Source organism: Thermincola ferriacetica, from assembly GCF_001263415.1.
Lineage (GTDB): Bacteria > Bacillota > Thermincolia > Thermincolales > Thermincolaceae > Thermincola > Thermincola ferriacetica.
In genome coordinates, this window is the sequence record NZ_LGTE01000025.1 from 1 (window position 1) to 13663 (window position 13663).

General features: G+C 46.9%; 11 protein-coding genes. 7 read left to right on the forward strand and 4 right to left on the reverse strand.

Going from position 1 to position 13663, the window contains the following annotated elements; all coding sequences use genetic code 11:
- Positions 1 to 243 precede the first annotated feature (243 nt).
- The gene (locus Tfer_RS13105) at positions 244 to 594 is read right to left on the reverse strand and encodes a hypothetical protein (protein ID WP_013119278.1); all 351 of its coding nucleotides are present in this window, start codon (positions 592 to 594) and stop codon (positions 244 to 246) included.
- Between the two features lie 494 nt (positions 595 to 1088).
- Here Tfer_RS13105 and acs point away from each other — a divergent pair, with 494 nt between their 5' ends.
- From acs to Tfer_RS17165, 3 genes are all read left to right on the forward strand, one after another.
- Entirely contained in the window at positions 1089 to 3014 is a 1926-nt protein-coding gene (gene acs, locus Tfer_RS13110; protein ID WP_052218794.1) for an acetate--CoA ligase, read from the forward strand.
- A 619-nt stretch (positions 3015 to 3633) separates the two neighbouring features.
- Positions 3634 to 5355 carry an acetate--CoA ligase gene (acsA, locus tag Tfer_RS13120; protein WP_052218796.1) on the forward strand — a complete coding sequence of 574 codons (1722 nt, stop codon included), beginning with the start codon at positions 3634 to 3636 and terminating at the stop codon, positions 5353 to 5355.
- A 274-nt stretch (positions 5356 to 5629) separates the two neighbouring features.
- Positions 5630 to 6571 (forward strand): lytic transglycosylase domain-containing protein, encoded by a 942-nt coding sequence (locus tag Tfer_RS17165; RefSeq protein WP_282432072.1) that lies wholly within the window; start codon positions 5630 to 5632, stop codon positions 6569 to 6571.
- Positions 6572 to 6653: 82 nt separating this feature from the next.
- Here Tfer_RS17165 and Tfer_RS13130 read toward each other — a convergent pair whose 3' ends face one another.
- The 3 genes from Tfer_RS13130 to Tfer_RS13140 are packed head-to-tail and all read right to left on the reverse strand — an operon-like array spanning position 6654 to position 8445.
- On the reverse strand, positions 6654 to 7343 hold the full coding sequence (locus tag Tfer_RS13130) for a DUF881 domain-containing protein (RefSeq protein ID WP_052218798.1): 690 nt from the start codon (positions 7341 to 7343) through the stop codon (positions 6654 to 6656).
- A 2-nt stretch (positions 7344 to 7345) separates the two neighbouring features.
- A complete protein-coding gene (locus tag Tfer_RS13135; protein WP_013119283.1) occupies positions 7346 to 7729 on the reverse strand; it encodes a small basic family protein in 384 nt (127 codons plus the stop codon).
- Positions 7729 to 8445 (reverse strand): DUF881 domain-containing protein, encoded by a 717-nt coding sequence (locus tag Tfer_RS13140; RefSeq protein ID WP_052218799.1) that lies wholly within the window; start codon positions 8443 to 8445, stop codon positions 7729 to 7731. The genes Tfer_RS13135 and Tfer_RS13140 overlap by 1 nt, the downstream gene beginning before the upstream one ends.
- A gap of 244 nt (positions 8446 to 8689) precedes the next feature.
- Here Tfer_RS13140 and cdaA point away from each other — a divergent pair, with 244 nt between their 5' ends.
- The 4 genes from cdaA (at position 8690) to glmM (ending at position 13507) form a co-directional block, all read left to right on the forward strand.
- Positions 8690 to 9499 (forward strand): diadenylate cyclase CdaA, encoded by an 810-nt coding sequence (gene cdaA / locus Tfer_RS13145; protein ID WP_052218819.1) that lies wholly within the window; start codon positions 8690 to 8692, stop codon positions 9497 to 9499.
- Positions 9496 to 10425, forward strand: coding sequence for a CdaR family protein (locus Tfer_RS13150; RefSeq protein ID WP_052218800.1), 930 nt, complete (start codon positions 9496 to 9498; stop codon positions 10423 to 10425). The genes cdaA and Tfer_RS13150 overlap by 4 nt, the downstream gene beginning before the upstream one ends.
- Positions 10426 to 10551: 126 nt before the next feature.
- A complete protein-coding gene (locus Tfer_RS13155) occupies positions 10552 to 12165 on the forward strand; it encodes an NAD(P)/FAD-dependent oxidoreductase (RefSeq protein ID WP_052218801.1) in 1614 nt (537 codons plus the stop codon).
- A complete protein-coding gene (gene glmM, locus Tfer_RS13160) occupies positions 12158 to 13507 on the forward strand; it encodes a phosphoglucosamine mutase (RefSeq protein WP_052218802.1) in 1350 nt (449 codons plus the stop codon). The genes Tfer_RS13155 and glmM overlap by 8 nt, the downstream gene beginning before the upstream one ends.
- Positions 13508 to 13663: the final 156 nt, after the last annotated feature.

Genomic DNA, 13663 nt, shown 5'->3' on the forward strand with positions numbered 1-13663 from the left:
CAACATGAGCCATCGAGTTCGGGAACACTGCCTGCCTGGCCAGGGTTTGCAGCATAAAGCTCCTTGGTAGCGGAGAACCCCACCCACCCTGCCGTGGTTGAAGGAAGGTGTAGCCTCGGAGCAACGGTTGTTTCACCGGTGCAGCGGCATCCGCAGAGTAACGGTTGTTGCAGTCCAAGCGGCTAGGGGCAGCGGATGTTTTACCGATACAGTAGACAGTTACCGGACACGGGTTTATCGATTTTAGCCGGGCGCTTGGAAAGTGCCTTTTAGGGTGAAGTTGACCCAATCGACAAAAGAAATACCTGATTTCTCGTAAAATTCCACTTCCTTTTCCTTTTGGGCATCATATTCTTTAAAGAAATCTTTGACGGCCCTGCGGACCATTTCATAGGTTTCTTCAGATACCAGCCCTGTTTCCAGCAAAATGACCTTCATGGCATGATTTTCTATTTCGAGGTTTTTCACTCGGCTGAAAAGTTCTATAAACAGCAGGCGGACATAGTCTTCGCTTATTTTATGGTCAGGGTCTCCTAACATAGCCCATATTTTTTTGTCGGACAGCATTTCCCAAGGTTCCTTGAACTCTGCCATGTTTTTCCTCCTTTTGTGCTTTAAAGTAAATGCTAACCTGTTTAGCGATGAATTATACGCCTTACCCGCAAATTTTTGCTTTTTAAAGATTTTCAGGTGATTTATCCGGTAGCTAAGGGTGTTATTAATAAAAGCAACCAAGAAGGTGGAATTATGATGAACCCATGGAAATTATTGTTCGACAGACATCTGATTGATATCGATAAAAGATCTATTTTGCATCGGCGAATGGCCGCCGAATGGCCGGCGAATGGTTAAAAACTGTCTTAATCTATTGGCACAACCGTTAAAGAGCATATTTCGACCATTCGCCGGCAAAGTGCTGACTTTAGATTCGCAATTGTTTTACAATTTAGACACCAAGAAAGATATTTGCCGAAATACAGTGAGGGGGGATAGAGGGAGATTAGGCTGTTGTACAAGGTACAACCACTTTATTTCTTTATTTGGTTACATAAAATTCAGAATTATAAAAAGATTAAGGAGGTAAGTCAATGGATAACACCGCTTTAGAAAACCGTGTTTTTAACCCGCCGGCTGAAATTGCCGAGAATGCTAATGCGAAAGCCGATATTTATGAATGGGCGAAAAAAGACCGGCTTGGATTCTGGGATGCCCATGCCAAGGAATTGGTTACCTGGTTCCAGCCTTATGATAAGATTCTTGATGACAGTAATCCGCCTTTCTACAAGTGGTTTGTCAACGGCAAACTGAATGTTTCTTATAACTGTGTGGACCGCCATGCCAAATCAAATCGTCGCAATAAGGCTGCTATTTTATACGAAAGTGAGATTGGCAAAAAGGTATGCCTTACTTATGGTATGTTGTATCGTGAAGTAAACAAATTTGCAAATGTATTGGCCGGCCTTGGTGTAAAGAAAGGTGACAGGGTTGCTTTGTACATGCCTATGATCCCGGAAGCTACCGTTGCTATGTTGGCTTGCGCAAGGATAGGCGCGCCGCATTCGCTGGTGTTTGGTGGTTTCAGCCCGGAATCCCTGCGCGACCGGATTAATGACTGCGGGGCGAAAGTACTTATTACTTCCGACGGTAACTTCCGACGCGGTAAGCCTTTCCCGCTGAAAGACAACGCTGACAAGGCCATGGAAGATACACCTACTATCGAAAAATGTATCGTTGTCAAGAACGCCGAAAACGAAGTCGTTATGAAAGAAGGCCGTGACTTGTGGTATCATGAACTGATGGCTACCGCTGCCAACTACTATGAACCGGAGGTAATGGATGCTGAAGATATGCTTTTCATCCTTTATACTTCCGGTACAACGGGAAAACCCAAGGGTGTTGTGCATACCAGCGGCGGCTACCTGGTACAAACCCAGGCTACTCTTAAATACGTCTTTGATATCAAGGAAGACGATGTATACTGGTGTACGGCGGATATCGGTTGGATTACCGGCCACAGTTATGTAGTCTACGGTCCGCTGGCACTTGGTACAACCGTATTTATGTATGACGGTACTATTGATTATCCTGATAAGGACAGGATGTGGGATATGGCCGAAAGATACGGCGTTACCAAGTTTTATACTGCACCCACCGCCATCCGTACCTGGATGAAGTGGGGTACCGAATATGTTAAGAAGCATGACCTGTCTGCCATCAAGATTCTGGGTTCCGTTGGCGAGCCTATTAACCCGGAGGCCTGGATGTGGTACCGTGAGAACATTGGCCACGGCGAAGCGCCAATTATGGATACCTGGTGGCAGACAGAAACGGGGGCGCACATGGTTACCCCGTTGCCGGGAGTTACTCCGCTGAAGCCGGGCACCGCTACCGTACCGTTCCCCGGTATCGAAGTTGATATAGTTGACGAAAACAAGAATTCTGTAAATGAGGGCTATCTGGTTGTCAAGTCCCCCTGGCCGTCCATGTTGAGAACTGTTTATGGTGATGACAACAGGTATATTGACCAGTACTGGAAGAAGTTTGGTGACTTTTACTTTGCCGGCGACGGCGCCAAGCGGGATGAAATGGGCTATATTTGGGTAACGGGCCGCGTCGACGACGTCCTTAACGTATCGGGACACCGGCTCGGAACAGCGGAAGTTGAGAGCGCTCTTGTTGAATGCGAAGAAGTAGCGGAAGCTGCTGTAGTGGGCAAAAAGCACGAGGTTAAAGGCGAGTCTGTATGTGCCTTTGTTATCCTGAAAGACGGTTTCGAAGGGTCTCCGGAACTTATTGAGAAACTGAAAAAGCATGTTGGTGTGAAGATCGGTCCTATTGCTAAGCCTGATGACATTATCTTTACTTCCAGCTTGCCGAAGACACGTTCCGGAAAAATTATGCGCCGCCTCCTGAGGGATATTGCTGAAGGACGGGCTATTGGCGATGTTACTACGCTGGCTGACCCGGGTGCGATGCAGGAAATTGCCGCCAAATATGCCGGAAAAGAAGACTAATAGGTTACCCGACCGGTGAAAAATTGGTTGCAATAAACTAAAGACTTCCCTCAATGCTTGGGAACGAAATTTATCTAATCAGGAATTTCGTTCCCCCTTTTTTCTTTCGCCAGAATTTGCCAACTTATTAGGCAGACTGACTTTAGACTGGATATTGGCAGTATCAGATAGGATTTGTCAGTAGACAAAGGATATACTTCTGAGGTATAATTAAACACATCTACAATGAAGTTTACATAAAAATTTCTGTTTCATTTTTTGAGACAACCGTTTGCTGTGAATGCAGACCATTTAAGCCAACCAATTTTCCAACCGGGATAAACTTATTGACCGTTCGTCGCCAAATTTTGACCATTCGGGGATAAAAATTGACCGTTGGCCTGCTGAATATGACCGTTCACCGGAAAGGTGCTGACTTTTTTGGACACTTGTTTTAAAATTAAGACAAGTAGGAAGGTTGCGAAAACGTAATATTCAAGATTTGAGGTGATGTCTATAGGGGAATAGATGGGGTAGAACCCTGCGCCTGTAAAAAAGACCATTATTTTTTACCCACTGATAATTTTCAGAAAAGTCTAATTTGTTCGTTAGTTTGTGAGATATGGGGGAGGTTATTTTAATGGAGAATTTGGAAGTTTTGGCGCCATCGCCGGGAAAACACAACATGGAGAACTATGAAGAAACCTGTAAGAACTTTAAGTGGGAAGATATAGAGAAGGTATTCAGTTGGTCTACCACCGGTAAAGTTAATTTGGCGTACGAGGCTGTAGACAGAATGGTAGATGAAAAAGGCAAAGGTGATATGGTTGCCTTATATTATTGCGACAGTAAAACCGAAGAAAAATACACCTTTGCTGATATGAAGGCTTACTCCAATAAATTTGCCAATGTCTTACGGAAGTATGGTATCGGGAAAGGCGACAGAGTATTTATCTTCATGCCGCGCAGCCCGAAATTGTACTTCAGCTTCTTGGGTATCGTTAAGGTTGGAGCTATTGCCGGTCCGTTGTTCGAAGCATTCATGGAAGCTGCATTAAAAGACCGGCTGTCCGACAGTGAAGCTGTTGCCATAGTAACTACTCCCGAATTAAAAGGCCGCATTTTGAAAGATGAGCTGCCCAACTTGAAGCACATTTTCGTTGTAGGCGCTAATGGCGACCTCGGCGAGCGGGAAATTGACTGGGATGCTGAAATGGCGCAGGCATCCGATGAAGCAGAAATAGAATGGGTTGAGCGTGAAACCCCGTTATTCCTCTTGTATACTTCCGGTTCCACCGGTAAGCCCAAGGGTATTATCCACGTACATAATGACATGCTTGGATATTACACTACAGGTAAGTATGTGGGCGATCTCCAAGAAGGAGATATGTACTGGTGTACAGCAGACCCGGGTTGGGTAACCGGTGTTGTTTACGGCATGCTTGCTCCGTGGCTTAACGGATGCTCTACTATCCTTAGGGGCGGACGTTTCAATGCTGATGAATGGTATCAAACCCTGGAAAAATATAAAGTAACTGTTTGGTACAGCGCTCCGACTGCCTTCCGGCTGTTAATGGCTGAAGGTGAAGAAAAGATTAAGCAATACGACTTGTCCAGTCTGCGTCACATTATGTCTGTAGGCGAACCGCTGAACCCGGAAGTTATCCGCTGGTTTATGAAAACCTTGAATGTTCGTGTACACGATACTTGGTTTATGACTGAAACGGGTATGCAAATGATTTGCAACTATCCCTGCATGGAAATTAAACTTGGTTCCATGGGTAAACCGGTTCCCGGTGTTGAGGCAGCTATCGTGGATGACAATGGCAATGTTCTGCCGCCGCTGCAGATGGGTAACCTGGCCATTAAGAAAGGCTGGCCTGCCCAGATGCGTGCTGTATGGAAGAATCCTGAAAAATTTAACGAATATTTCAAGCATGACCCCTGGTATATTTCCGGTGACTCCGCATACATGGATGAAGACGGCTATTTCTTCTTCCAGGGACGTGTTGATGATGTTATCAACACTGCCGGTGAGCGGGTAGGTCCCTTCGAGGTAGAGTCCAAACTCATTGAGCACCCGGCTATTGCCGAAGCCGGTGTAATTGGTAAACCGGACCCCATTCGTGGCGAAATTATCAAGGCCTTTATCGCATTAAATGAAGGTTATGAATGGACGGAGGAATTGGCTAAGGAAGTAAGAGACTTTGTTAAGAAGGGATTAGCTGCTCATGCCGCACCGCGTGAATTCGAAGTTAAGGATAAACTGCCGAAAACACGTTCCGGCAAGATTATGCGCCGGGTGCTGAAGGCTTGGGAGTTAGGTCTACCTGTAGGCGACCTCTCCACTATGGAAGACTAATCACGTTAACCACAAACCCCGATACGATGCCCTGTGTCGGGGTTTTCCTTTTTATCACACTCCCTCCAATGTTAAAAAGCTCTTTAGAGCCCGGATTTTGTTTTGATTCCGGGTTTTCGTTTTGATGCCCCGGTTTGTGCTTTAGTGCCGGGGTTTTACATATTGTACCGGAAGGATTTCCGTAAGAACCGGCGAATTGGAAGTTATACGGGCTAATGGAATTTACACGGGCTTAAATTTACCGGCTCTTTCTTTATATGAAAGGGTGAGGGTATTGAAAATTAACTGGAAACATAAACTGATGTGGTTTTTAGATGTCAGAACAGTGTGGCTGCTGCTGCTTCTGTGTTTTTTTATGATGATTTACTATGAACCTTTTGGCAATAAGGTTATAACCTTCTTGGCCGGGGTTGAACCGCCTTTTTCGGAACTGCCGCCAAAGGCCAAGTTTGATGAAAAGACAACTATTGTTTACAAAAGGGAAAAATTAACGGTGGTACGGACTAATTTAAAAAACTCAGTGCTGTTGATCAAAAAAAGCCTGGGTTTTGGCGATGTGGCGGAAGGAAAACTGGTCAGTGCAGTGGATAGTATGCCGGTCTCCAGGAAAATTGAAGGCGATTTTTTGCGTGGGCAACCTGATACCCGGCATGTAGAAGATACTTGGGATATTCTCAAAGACAATCTGATTGATGCAGGTAAAGCCTTTGGAGAGGCGTTGATGGTGAGGATAGTGACCATTGATAATAAACCCATGATTGTTGAAAACGACAGAATTGTTCCTTATGACCGGACTGACCGGATCCTGCGTTGGGCCGATGAGATAGAAAAGGCTTCCAGGAAATACGGAGTAGCCCCTGAAATAATTGCAGCCGTAATGGAGCAGGAGTCAGGAGGTGACCCCCAGGCAGTAAGCCATGCCGGCGCAATAGGGCTGATGCAGTTAATGCCCTCCACTGCCCGCTGGTTAGGTGTGAATCCTTACAATGCGAAGGAGAATATAGACGGCGGAACCAGGTATCTGGCCCGTCTGTTGGCCCAGTTCGGCAACCTGGAGCAGGCGCTGGCTGCTTATAATGCGGGACCCGGTAACGTTATCAACGGCAACTATCTTTATATATCTGAAACACAGAACTATGTCCGCAACGTACCCCGGTTAATACTTAAGTACAAGCAAAAATTCAGCACAATGGAGGTCAACGCGCAAAAACAGTAGAGGGACTACCTTAAATGAATTGCGCTCTGTATCGAAACATGGGGTGCAGTTCATTATGAGGCAGTCCCTCATAGTTTGAAAGTCACTCTTTTACGGGTTTTGCATATTTGAAGTTAATAGGTTTGGCGGCTGGCAGTTCCATCCTTTCCACCTGTTTTATTTCCAGGGGGATTTTATAGAAGTTGCGCAGGTTTTCTACAATCCCCTGGGGAATGGAAATGCCGTTGTTCAGGGTGCTTGGTTCGCCGATAGCGGATACCTCATAAGGATAAGTGATCTTTGTTCCGTTGACCAGGATGCCGGAAAATTCATCGGCCGGTAAAATGGATGTATGATTGGTGACCCTGATGCCGTTTACAGCCACAGCCTCGGCTCCGGCATTCCAGAGTTCGTTGATTATATCAATCATGTTTTGGTAGAAAAAGGCGTCCGAGTTATTTTCGGGAATTATCAATATTATACCGGGCCCTTCTACGGGGGAAAGACCATTGGCTATATTTAATTTGTCAATTTCTATCTGCATGGTTTCAGCCAGGGTTTTTTCCTCAGAAACACTGGATTCCAGTCTCTTTTGCTGGGTTCTCAAATCCCAAACTTCCCTGATCAGTTGATAGTGTTTCTGGTTTAAGTTTTTTGCCATGGCAGTTAGAGTTTCGGTACTCTGGGAACTTAAGTCGTTAAGTAATGCTTGCTGAGTGCGAAACTGGAACGAGAGAAGGATACCGAGCAATACAAAGGTAAAGGTCAAGGCAAACTGCCATTTTCTAAACATAGTTACACCTCTTTGGAAAAGGGCTTGGAGCGCTGCCTTTTCTGGCTTTTCAGTCTGGCAATAATTAACCTCCGTGTAATGGCCAGGTTTTGAAATATGCGGATGCCAAAAACAAATATGGCTACATAGTACAGGTTTACTCCGATATAATCACCGAAAAACACTAAAGCCGCTGAAGCCAGGCCATTGATGAAAAAGCCGGAAATTAATATGACGCCGTCAAATTTATCTTCCAGTACCCCCCTGATACCACCCAGGGTGGAATCCAGGGAAGCCAGAATGCCGATGGAAAGATAGGTGGCATAAGCAGGTGGAACGGTGAAAGTAAAAAACTGTCCGATTATAAGTCCACCAATAAGTCCTAAAATGGATATCAATGCCCACATTAATTACCACCTACTTTCGGAAGGGCGTTGGCATAATTAAAAGTATAGCTTCCTTTATAAGGCGGAATTACAACCTTGTTTAATTTTTCTAGGGACACAGGGAATTTCGCCATTTCGAGGGTATAATATTCTCCTGAACGGACATACATTTCTAATTGTTCGGGGTCCCCTATGGCTGTTATGACATATGGCGGCGCAAGACGCCGGGTGTTGACAAGGATGATGCTTCCGGCGCAGCGGATATCAGAATTTGTAACAACCCTTATGCCGTTAACGGCTATAGCTTCGGCACCGGCAGAGCGTAAGTCATTTACAATATACAGTATGTTGGAGTAATGAATCATATAATATTCGGGGTCTTTGGCCGTCCGGGCCTGTTCCTGGTCATTCAGAGTTATTTTAATACCGGGACCGGATACCTTAACTAACCCTGCCCGAAATTTCAGATCTGCCAGGTTTTCTTGCATACGGCCAAGAGAACCTTGACCTGAGGCGATGGCTTGCTGGTATTTGTCCAGGTCTTTCCTGATCTTAGTTATTTCTGCCTCTAGTTCCCGGTTCTTTTTTTCCTGGGTCCTGATCATGGCCACCAGGTTTTGATTTTTCTGAGCTATGGGGTTAAAACGCATGTCGCTGGATTTATAATATAATGCGATTAAAAGCCCGGTGATTAAGCAGACCAACGACAGCAGGACGTGCCACTTCTCTATTTTCAAGGGGAGATCTTCCTTTCCGCGGAGGGTTGTATGAAATTTGTGACCGGATTAAACATCATACTTCTATTATATCAGTCTTTTTTCCTTTTTGAATATCCGGGAAATTTTGTTTTGCGGTGAAAAGAACATTAATCAGAAAAAACGAGAGCAAAGAGGTTATCAGTCCGGTTATGTCGAAGTGGTTAGACACATAATATATTTATTCACCGGAGGCTGTTTTAGTTTCCTGAAAGCAGGTGAAAAAATGTTGGTGAAGCTGCCGGACATAACAATAATTAATATTTTGGACATCCTGGTGGTAGCACTTTTAATTTATAAACTGACGCAGCTTATCAGAGGTACGCGGGCAGTACAACTAATCAAAGGTTTGGTGGTGCTGCTTGTGGCCACTACTGTGACTGATTGGTTAAAACTTTATACGATTAACTGGATACTGAAAAATATCAAGACCATGGTCGTGGTAGCAATTCCTATTGTTTTTCAGCCCGAATTACGGAGAGCCCTGGAACAACTGGGCCGTGGAAAGTTTTTTGCCAGGCCCCTTGATTTTTTGGGTGAAGAAGAAGCGGAACGCCTGGTAAATGAGCTGGTCCGCGGTATTGAGATGCTTGTCCGGGATAAAATCGGGGCATTAATAGTAATTGAAAGGAAAACCGGTATAAAGGATTACATAGAAACAGGCATTAAAATTGACGGTTTGGTTTCGGCTGAATTTCTGGTGAACTTGTTCGTTCCCAAAACCCCTCTGCACGACGGCGCCGCTATTATAAGAGGAGAACGTCTGGTAGCGGCAGGCTGCTTTTTGCCGTTAACGGAAAACCCCTACGTCAGTAAAGAACTGGGAACCAGGCACCGGGCCGCCCTGGGCATTTCTGAACAATCGGATGCCGTGGCTATTGTGGTTTCTGAGGAAACAGGTATTGTGTCTATCGCTGTGGAAGGGAAACTAACCAGAAATCTTGGCGGTGCTGCCACAAAGGAAAAACTGCTTGATTTACTGGTCGTTAAGAATAACAGGCAAATGGCCTTTTGGAACAGGAGGTCGGAAGATTGAGCCGCGTCAAAGGCAAATACTGGAGTCAAATTGTCTCTCTTTTACTTGCCGTTATATTATGGATATATGTTTCTAACGAAATAAACCCTACCACTGAACAAATACTAAACCGTGTGCCGCTGGAAACAAGAGGTCTTAGCGCCAATGTCGCTATATTGGAAATGCCCCGCGCTGTGGATTTGCGTATCCAGGGGCCGCGGGAGAAGGTTCAGCAGGTAGGCATCAGAGCGGTAGAAGCCTACATAGATTTATCCAATGCCAAAACGGGCGAAGTAAGTTTGCCTGTACGGGTCGCCGTGCCGGAAGGGGTCACAGTGGTCGATATCTCCCCCCCAGAAGTCACTGTACGATTGGAAAAAGTTTTTGAAAAGCAGGTTCCCATTAGACTGAAGCAAACGGGAAAACCGGCCAGAGGTTACCGGCTGCTGGACCCTGTTTTTGACCCTGTAAGGGTTATCATAAAAGGGCCGGGGAGCTTGCTCAAAAAGGTGGAATCAGCCATTGTACAGGTTAATTTTACCGGTTCGAAGGACGGGTTCCACGGCAAGATGCCCGTCCAGGCCGTTGATAAAAACGGCAATGTTCTGGATAGCAACCTGGTCAGTATTTTACCTTCCAGAGTAGAAGTATTTGTGCCGGTGGTGTTGGACATGCCCAGCAGGGTAGTGCCCGTAAAACCTGTCCTGGAAGGTCAGCCGGCGCCGGGATATATCGTGTCCAATATTGTACCTGAGCTTGCCACAGTAAGTGTTTTTGGACGTGCAGACCTGGTCAGGTCCATTGATCAAGTCAGTACTGCTCCTTTAAATATTGCCGGGGCCAATGCTGATATTTACCAGGAAGCGGCCTTAGTTTTACCGCCCGGATTAAAGGCCAGCGCCGTCACTGTAAAGGTTCTGGTGAAGATTGTGCCGGAGAACCAGTAACCTTTTTCATCTTGCCCCGCGTAATATAAAGTGACTGTAATTGACATGGCGAAACCACAGGGATATAATAATTCTAATGTTTAATAATATATAAACTGTTGTCCCTACGTACTGAGGGGGTTAGGTATGCGCTTCCGACTACATAATATCAGACTGGGTCTGGATGAAGAAAGTTCCCTATTACCCCAAAAAATTTGCCGGAAATTGAGGATTTTTCCGGAAGAATTATTAAACTGCCAGGTTTTAAAAAAAGCTGTTGACGCGAGGAAGAAAGATAATATTCATTTTGTCTATTCCGTTGAAATTGAGCTTCCTGAGAAGACGGGCAGGAGGATTGCCGGAAAGCACGGCCTTACCCCCGTGACAGAACAACCAAATGCGCCGCTTGTACCGGGAAATATACCTTTGGGGGACCGGCCTGTTATTGTCGGAACCGGGCCGGCCGGGCTGTTTGCCGCCCTTCTGCTGGCGGAGTATGGCTACCGACCTCTGGTACTGGAACGGGGATATGATGTGGAGACGCGTACGGCCAAAGTACTGGACTTTTGGGAAAACAGGGCTTTAGATCCTGAATGCAATGTTCAATTTGGCGAAGGGGGAGCGGGTACCTTTTCCGACGGCAAACTGACTACCCGCATTAATGACCCCAGGGTAACCAGGGTTTTTGAGACTTTTGTCGCTGCCGGGGCGCCGGAAGAAATTTTATACCTGAGCAAGCCTCATATCGGTACTGATAAATTACGTGCCGTAGTGAAAAATATCAGAAACCGCATCATAGAACTGGGCGGTCAGGTACGTTTTCAGGCCAAATTGACCAATATATTTCACCAGCACGGCGCTGTCACTGAGGTGGAAGTTAACGGGAAGGAGCGGATTCCGGCCCGGGCAGTTGTCCTGGCTATCGGACACAGCGCCCGTGATACATACCGGATGCTGGTGGAGCAGGGGTTTTACCTGGAACAAAAGGCTTTCGCCATGGGGGTGCGCATTGAACATCCACAGCAATTGATCAATGAGGCTCAATACGGGAAGTATGCCAACCACCCCAGTTTAGGAGCGGCTGATTACCAACTGGTATATAAGAACAAGGAACTGGACCGGGCAGCTTATACTTTTTGCATGTGTCCGGGTGGACAGGTAGTGGCGGCTGCCTCGGAAAAGGATACAGTTGTAACTAACGGTATGAGTTATTTTGCCCGTAACTCGGGGATTGCTAACAGCGCCGTAGCGGTTTCCGTCCTGCCCGATGATTTTGGGGCCAAAGGGCCGCTGGCCGGCGTGCAGTTTCAGAGAAAATGGGAAATGCTTGCTTTCCAGGTGGGCGGCAAAAACTACAACGCACCTGTCCAAAGGGTGGAGGATTTCCTGGCGGGTAGGGCTTCGGATAATGTTGATTTGGATTTAGCCAGCTACCGGCCGGGCATAACGCCGGCAGATTTGCATGGCTGTTTGCCGGAATTTGTTTCGGAGATGCTGGAAATGGCTATAGAGGATTTTGATAAAAAAATTCGGAACTTTGGTTACCCCGATGCTGTTTTAACAGGGGTGGAAACCCGTACTTCCGCCCCTGTGCGCATCGTTAGAGATGAGGAATATAATGCGGTAGGTATTGCCGGTGTTTATCCGGCCGGCGAGGGCGCCGGTTATGCCGGGGGAATCATAAGCGCGGCTGTTGACGGCTTGCGGATAGCGGAAGCCATTATCAAGAAGTATAGAAAGGGAGAGGAAACTGATGGGTGAATATTTCGGCACCGATGGCGTGCGGGGGGTAGCTAACGCGCAGCTCACCCCGCAGTTGGCATATGAGCTGGGTAAGGCCGGCGCTTTTGTGTTGGCCAGGGATTGTGAAGGGAAAGAAAAGCCGAAGATTGTAATCGGTAAAGATACCAGGATATCGGGCGATATGCTGGAAGCCGCTTTGATTGCAGGCATTTGTTCTGTAGGCGTGGATGTGTTCAAGGTCGGCATCATGCCTACTCCAGCCATTGCATTTTTGACCAGGGACCTGGGGGCTGCTGCCGGGGTAGTCATTTCAGCTTCTCACAACCCCGTGGAAGATAACGGTATCAAGTTCTTTTCCGCTACAGGCTTTAAACTGCCTGACGAAGTGGAGGACCGTATTGAAGAACTGCTCAAATCGGGCCTGGACAACATTCCTACCCCTGTTGGTCCGGAAGTAGGGCGTGTTTATGACATTCATGATGCTGAAGACCGGTATGTGAATTTTGTTAAAAAAAGAGTGCCTGTGGACTTAAGGGGACTGAAAATGGTTATTGACTGCGCCAACGGCGCTGCTTACAGGGTTTCTCCCCGTATTTTCAGGGAACTGGGGGCAGAAGTCATACCTATTTTTAACCACCCCGACGGGATTAATATAAATTACCATTGCGGTTCCACTCACCCTGAGGAGCTGAGTAAAAGAGTAGTGCTGGAAAAGGCGGATCTGGGTCTGGCCCATGACGGCGACGCCGACCGGGTCATTGCTGTGGATGAAAAGGGAAACATTATAGACGGCGATTATATGATGCTTATTTGCAGTAAATACCTGAAGGAGAAGAACCGCCTGCCGCAGAATACGGTGGTGGTTACGGTAATGAGTAACCTTGGTCTGCACATTGGTTTGAAGGAAGCCGGTATAAAGGTGCTGGAAACCAGGGTGGGCGACCGTTATGTCATGGAGGAACTGCTCAGAACGGGCGCTGTATTTGGCGGCGAGCAATCGGGCCATATTATTAACCTGGAACACAATACCACCGGTGACGGGATCCTAACGGGACTACAGTTGGTAGCGGTAGTGAAGGAATGCGGCAGGACCCTAGGGGTACTGGCCGGTCAGATGGAGAAGTTTCCCCAGGTGCTGGTTAATGTCAGGGTGGCCGATAAGAAAGGGGCCATGGAGAATCCCGAGGTTTTGGCTGCCATCAGGTCCGGCGAAGCCAAGCTGGCCGGTAAAGGCCGTATCCTGGTCCGGCCGTCGGGGACGGAACCGCTGGTTCGGGTAATGGCAGAAGGCCCCGAGGAAGAGATGCTGCAGAACCTGGTTGATGATATAGCGGCCGTGATTTCCCGGGTGGCAGGGTAGGTATAGTTGACAGTTAACAGTTGGCAGTTGGCAGTTAACAGTTGGCAGTTGACAGTTAACAGTTGACAGTTGGCAGTTGACAGTTGGCAGTTGATAGTTAACAGTTGATAGTTGGCAATCAAATGAAGGTTTGCGGAGCAAACCTTCCGATTGACC